This is a genomic window from Deinococcus aerophilus, assembly GCF_014647075.1.
Taxonomy (GTDB): Bacteria; Deinococcota; Deinococci; order Deinococcales; family Deinococcaceae; genus Deinococcus; species Deinococcus aerophilus.
Genome location: NZ_BMOM01000001.1, coordinates 302,103 through 308,182, shown reverse-complemented (window position 1 = coordinate 308,182; position 6,080 = coordinate 302,103). Strand labels below are relative to the sequence as shown.

The window sequence follows — 6,080 nt, the reverse complement described above, 5'->3', positions numbered from 1 at the left end:
TCGCACTGCTTCATCTTGTCATTCTGCCCGCCTCGCTTGAGGCTCAGAAAAGATACAGGCCCACGCCCAAACTGTCAACCCCCACTTCCACGACCAGCTTCTCATTCGCCAAAAACCATCAGCATGAACAACGAAAACCTCCTTCCAGACGTTGAATCCCGATCCGGCGTTTTCGGGGCCCAGCCTGCACCCTTGTGCCCGCAAAAGGAGCTGCCGGCATCCACAGTGGACGCCGGCAGCCGACAAAGAGGGAGGCTGTGCTTAGGAAGAAGCTTCTTCGTCCTTGCCCGCTTCGTCCTGCAGGTCCTCGGCGGTGACGGCGGCTTCGGTGCTCGCCGCTTCGGCCTTGGCCTCTTCCACAGAAGTGCCGCCTTCCAGCACGGCAGCCGCGGCTTCCTCGGTCAGTTCGCCGGCGGCGACCAGTCCAGCCACCTGGGCAGCCTGGGTCTCGGCCTCGGCTTCCTCGGCGCTCAGACGCGGCGGCAGCACACTGATGACCACCTGGTCTGCGTCCACGGCCAGCTTCACGCCGTCGGGCAGCTTGATCTGTCCGGCAGTGACGTGCTCGCCGATCTGCAGCTTGGTCACGTCCACGATCAGTTCCTGCGGAATGCGGCGGGGACCGGGAGCGATGATGTTCAGGTTGTGGATCACGGTGTCCAGCAGACCGCCCATGACCTCACCCTGGCTGCGGCCCTGGGTATGAACCGGCACGGCGACTTCCACGGGCTCACCGTAGGTGACCATGTAGAAGTCCACGTGAATGGGCACGCGGCGGCGCTTGTCCATCTGCACGGTCTTGACCAGCGCGGGGAAGGTCTGGCCACCCTCGACGGTGATGTCGTACAGGCCCGTGGTGCTGGTCTGACGGAAGGCCCGGTCAAAGGACTTGCGGTCTAGGGCGAAGGAAACGTTGTTTTCCTTGTTGTAGGCGACGGCGGGGATCATGCCTTCGGCCAGCTTCTCTCTGCTGTTACGGGGTTTGGCGTTCAGTTCCATGTGCTTGTTTCTCCTTGGCGCGTTCCGCCTCTGCTCTCGCCGCGCACCGGCGCGCGCTGAGGGGCGGCGGACCGGCGGGCGGGGGCGAACGGGCAACCCTGGCAGCATAGCAAACCTCCCCACCGCCGGGGAAGGGTGTGGGTGGAAGCCCGCCCCCGCCCTCTGCTAGACTCCCGGGCGGCACCGCGCGGCCCCCCGTCCCTACGCCCGATTCCGCATCAGGAACGGCACGCAGGAACCGGAGGCGGCCCCGGTCAGGACAAGGAGAAACATGATCAGCGTAACTGAACTGAGAAACGGCACCAAGGTGGAAATGGACGGCGGACTGTGGGAATGCCTGGACTACTCCCACCTGAAGATGGGACGCGGCGGCGCCAAGGTGGTTACCAAGTTCCGCAACATGGAATCCGGCAGCATCGTGGACCGCACCTTCAACAGCACCGAGAAACTGCAGGACATCTACGTGGAAGGCAAGAAGATGCAGTACCTGTACAAGGACGGCGATGACTTCATGTTCATGGACATGGAGACCTTCGAGCAGGTCACGCTGTCTCCCAGCTTGGTCGGCGACGCCGCCAAGTTCATGAAGGAGAACACCGAGGTGGACGTGGCCATGTACGGCGACAAGGCCCTGAGCATCACCCTGCCCAATCAGGTGATCCTGAAGATCGTGGAGACCGATCCTGGCCTGCGCGGCGACACCGCCTCGGGCGGCACCAAGCCGGCCAAGCTGGAAACCGGCGCGACCGTGCAGGTGCCCCTGTTCGTGGAGCAGGACACCGACGTGAAGGTGGACACCCGCACGGGCCAGTACCTCAGCCGGGCATAATCCCCCTTTGCGCCGCCGCTCCTGCCTTCGGGTGGGAGCGGCGTCCGCTTGTGTGGCCTGCACTGCGGAACGGACCGGAAAGGCAGGCCGTCCCGCTGACAGCCGTGTCTGTAGACATCCACGTGGGCGGCAGAACCCTCTTCAGTTCGTTGCCTCTTTCTTAAACTTGAGCGCACTGCACTCAAGTCTATTGACTCAGGATAACTGTAGCCTTATGCTGTTCAAAGTTTCAGAACTGCTGCCCCCGTGGTGGCAGAAATCCCCCCCTAACGAGGAGTCAAACACATGGCTAAAGCTGTTGGTATCGACCTGGGCACCACCAATTCCGTTATCGCCGTCATGGAAGGCGGACGTCCCGAAGTGATCGTGAACGCCGAGGGCGCGCGGACCACCCCGTCCGTCGTGGCCTACAAGGGCGACGAGCGTCTGGTCGGGCAGATTGCCCGCCGTCAGGCCGCCCTGAACCCGGCCGCGACCCTGTTTGAAGTCAAGCGCTTCATCGGCCGCCGCTGGGACGAAGTGAAGGAAGAAGCGGCCCGCAGCCCCTTCCACGTCAAGGAAGGCGAGGGCGGCTCGGTGCGCATTGAGGTGAACGGCAAGGACTACGCTCCCGAGCAGGTCAGCGCCGAGGTGCTGCGCAAACTGGTGTCCGACGCCAGCGCCAAGCTGGGCCAGAAGATCACCGACGCCGTGATCACCGTGCCCGCGTACTTCGATAACTCGCAGCGTGAGGCGACCAAGCAGGCCGGAGAGATCGCGGGCCTGAACGTGCTGCGCGTGATCAACGAGCCCACCGCCGCCGCGCTGGCCTACGGCCTGGAGCGCAAGGGCAACGAGACCGTGCTCGTCTTCGACCTGGGGGGCGGCACCTTCGACGTGACCATTCTGGAACTCGGCGACGGCGTGTTCGAGGTGAAATCCACCGCCGGGGACACCCACTTGGGTGGCGCGGACTTCGACCACCGCATCGTGGACTGGCTGGCCGACGAGTTCAATAAGGAACACAAGTTCGATCTGCGCAAGGACAAGCAGGCCCTGCAGCGCCTGATCGAGGCTGCCGAGAAGGCCAAGATCGAGCTGTCCAACGCCTCCGAGACCTCCATCTCGCTGCCGTTCATCACTTTCGACCCGGAAACGCGCACCCCGATGCACCTGGAGCGCACCCTGACCCGCGCCAAGTTCGAGGAGCTCACTGCCGACCTGCTGCGCCGCGTGCGCCAGCCGGTCGAGCAGGCCCTCAAGGACGCCCGCCTGGACGCGAGCAAGATCGACGAGGTGATTCTGGTCGGCGGCTCCACCCGCATTCCCGCGGTCAAGCGCATCGTGCAGGACATCACCCACAAGACCCCCAACGAGTCGGTCAACCCCGACGAAGCTGTGGCCCTCGGCGCCGCGGTGCAGGCCGGCATCATCCAGGGCGACTCCAGCCTGGGTGACATCGTGCTCGTGGACGTGACTCCGCTGACGCTGGGTGTGGAGGTCAAGGGCGGCATGATCGCGCCGATGATCACCCGCAACACCACGGTGCCCGCCAAGAAGACCGAGATCTACACCACCGCCGAGAACAACCAGCCGGGCGTGGAGATCAACGTGCTGCAGGGCGAGCGCCCCATGGCGACCGACAACAAGAGCCTGGGCCGCTTCAAGCTCGAGGGCATTCCGCCCATGCCCGCCGGACGCCCACAGATCGAGGTCACCTTTGACATCGACGCCAACGGCATTCTGCACGTGACCGCCAAGGAAAAGACCAGCGGCAAGGAATCGAGCATCCGCATCGAGAACACCACCACCCTCGACAAGAGCGATGTGGAGCGCATGGTCAAGGAAGCCGAGCAGAATGCCGAGGCCGACAAGAAGCGCCGCGAGAAGGTCGAGAAGCGCAACAACCTCGACTCGCTGCGTGTGCAGGCGCTGGGCCAGATCGAGGAAAACGCTGACGCCCCTCAGGACGCCAAGGACAAGCTCAAGGCCGCCGCCGATCAGGCCGAGGAAGCCGTCCGCAACGACGACGACGCCCAGATCGCCGAGGCCCAGAAGACCCTGGAAGAGGAGCTGCGCAGCTTCATGACCGCCAGCCAGAACGCGGCGCAGGGCCAGACTGCTGAAGACGGCGGCGTGAACCTCGGCAAGGACAAGGCCGACGACGACGTGATCGACGCGGACTTCAAGCCCGCCGAGTAACGTCTCCCCGACCATCAACCACCCCACGGGGAGAGGACGGCTTGAGACAGCCCCCTCTCCCCTATCCTTGAACGAATGTTTAGAAGGCGAGGTTCCCGAATGACTGACAACGATTCCAAGAATGGCAAGGCCGCCGACCAGACCCCTGACTCCGAGACCGGCGAGAACGCGGGCGAGAACCTGAAGTTCACCCCGGCGCGTGACGGCGAAACCACCCTCGACCAGGACGGCGAGATCATTGACGCCGAGCTGACCGATGAGGAGGACGGCGAGGACACGGACTTCTCGGGCATCCCCGGCATGGACGAGGGCATGTTCGCCCAGGTTCAGGAAATGATGGGCAAGCTCGAACGCGTGGATGAGCTGGAAAAGGAAAACGCCGACCTGCGCCACCGGCTGGGACGGCTGGCCGCCGATTTCGAGGGCTACCGCACCCGCATGGGCCAGGACGTTGACGCCGCGCAGGGACAGGGGGTCGCCAAGGCCACCGAGCGCCTGATGCCAGTGTACGACGACCTCGAACGCGCCGTGACGATGGGATCGGAGGACCCGGCCAAGCTGATTCCGGGCGTGCAGGCCGTGCAGGGCAAGGTGCTGAGCATCTTCGCCTCCCTGGGGCTGGAGGCCACCGGCAAGGAGGGCGAGGCCTTTGATCCCCAGTGGCACGAGGCGCTGCAGGCGGTCCCCGGAGACGAGGACGACCGGATCGTGCAGGTCTATCAGCTGGGCTTCCGCATGGGCGACCGCCTGGTGCGCCCGGCCCGTGTGGTCGTCAGCCGCAAGGGGTGAGGCCATGAACCCGTCCGATCCCCTGCACGGCGTCACCCTCCAGATGATGCTGGAGCGGCTGCACGACGCCTACGGCTGGGACGGCCTGGCCCGGCGCATTCCGGTCAACTGCTTCGTGTCCAACCCGAGCATTCAGAGCAGCCTGAAGTTTCTGCGCCGCACTCCCTGGGCGCGGGCCAAGGTCGAGGCGCTGTACCTGGAGTGGGCCACCACCTGAGCCCCTTCAGCGGCGCCGGCTGACCACACCCGCATTCCTCTTCTCTCGCCACCAGGAGGCGTCCCCATGGCTTACAAGGACTATTACGACGTACTGGGCGTCTCCCGAGGAGCGTCCGACGCAGACATCAAGGCGGCCTACCGCAAGGCGGCCAAGCAGTACCACCCCGACAAGAATCCCGGCGATGACAAGGCCGCGGGCCGCTTCAAGGAAATCGGGGAAGCCTACGCGGTGCTGAGCGATCCCGAGAAACGCAAGGTTTACGACCAGTTCGGCCACACCGGGCAGGTCCCACCGGGATACGGCGGAATGGGCGGTGTTCCGGGGGGCGATTTCCAGGGCGGCGACTTCGCCGGGTTCGATCCTGGACAGTTCAGCGACTTCTTCCAGGGCCTGTTCGGTCAGGCGGCGCGGGGCCGGGCGGGAGGCGGATTTGCCGGAGCCGGCGGACAGCAGGTGCATCTGGAGGACCTGCTCGGCGGCCTGGGCGGCGCGGGGCAGCAGCGGCGCTTCGTGCAGAACGTGGAGGGCGAGTTGCAGGTCACGCTGGAAGAAGCCTTCCACGGCTCCGACGAGGTGATCAACGTGGATGGCAAGAGACTCAGCCTGCGTGTCCCGGCAGGTACCCGTGACGGCGCGCGGCTGCGGCTGGCCGGACAGGGACCGGGCGGCGGCGACGTGCTGCTCACCATCCGCGTGCTGGAAGACGCCCGCTTTGACCTCGACGGCGACCACCTGACCACCAGTGTGGACGTGCCGGCTCCGGTGGCGGCGCTGGGCGGCGACGTGACCGTGCAGACCCTCACCGGGCGCGGCAACCTCAGCATTCCCCCCGGCAGCAGCGGGGGCCGCCGCATGCGGCTGCGTGGCCAGGGCTGGCCGAGAAAGGACGGCACGCGCGGCGATCTGTACGTTCGCCTGAACGTCACGGTTCCTGCGGCCCTCAGCGACGAGGAAAAGGAGTTGTACCGCCAGCTGCGCGAGTTGCAGAAGTAACAGCACTGGCAAAGACGCAGGCCACCGGGGTTTTTGCCCAGTGGCCTGCTCCTTTTTGCCGGATTCCTG

Annotated in this window: 6 protein-coding genes; 5 read left to right on the top strand and 1 reads right to left on the bottom strand. The window is 65.2% G+C overall.

All coding sequences use genetic code 11. From position 1 onward, the window contains the following. Window positions 1–261: 261 nt before the first annotated feature. Window positions 262–999, bottom strand: coding sequence for a 50S ribosomal protein L25/general stress protein Ctc (locus tag IEY21_RS01550; RefSeq protein WP_188900582.1), 738 nt, complete (start codon window positions 997–999; stop codon window positions 262–264). 271 nt (window positions 1,000–1,270) lie between these two features. Here IEY21_RS01550 and efp point away from each other — a divergent pair, with 271 nt between their 5' ends. The 5 genes from efp (at window position 1,271) to IEY21_RS01525 (ending at window position 6,011) form a co-directional block, all read left to right on the top strand. Beyond that, complete coding sequence (efp, locus tag IEY21_RS01545) at window positions 1,271–1,828, top strand: elongation factor P (RefSeq protein WP_188900581.1); 558 nt, start codon at window positions 1,271–1,273, stop codon at window positions 1,826–1,828. Window positions 1,829–2,113: 285 nt separating this feature from the next. After that, window positions 2,114–4,009, top strand: coding sequence for a molecular chaperone DnaK (dnaK, locus tag IEY21_RS01540; RefSeq protein ID WP_188900579.1), 1,896 nt, complete (start codon window positions 2,114–2,116; stop codon window positions 4,007–4,009). A 99-nt stretch (window positions 4,010–4,108) separates the two neighbouring features. Continuing rightward, entirely contained in the window at window positions 4,109–4,798 is a 690-nt protein-coding gene (locus tag IEY21_RS01535; protein ID WP_188900577.1) for a nucleotide exchange factor GrpE, read from the top strand. 4 nt (window positions 4,799–4,802) lie between these two features. After that, window positions 4,803–5,015, top strand: a complete 213-nt coding sequence (locus tag IEY21_RS01530; protein ID WP_188900575.1) for a VF530 family protein — start codon at window positions 4,803–4,805, stop codon at window positions 5,013–5,015. A 66-nt stretch (window positions 5,016–5,081) separates the two neighbouring features. After that, window positions 5,082–6,011 (top strand): DnaJ C-terminal domain-containing protein, encoded by a 930-nt coding sequence (locus IEY21_RS01525; protein ID WP_188900573.1) that lies wholly within the window; start codon window positions 5,082–5,084, stop codon window positions 6,009–6,011. The last annotated feature ends 69 nt before the right edge of the window (window positions 6,012–6,080 follow it).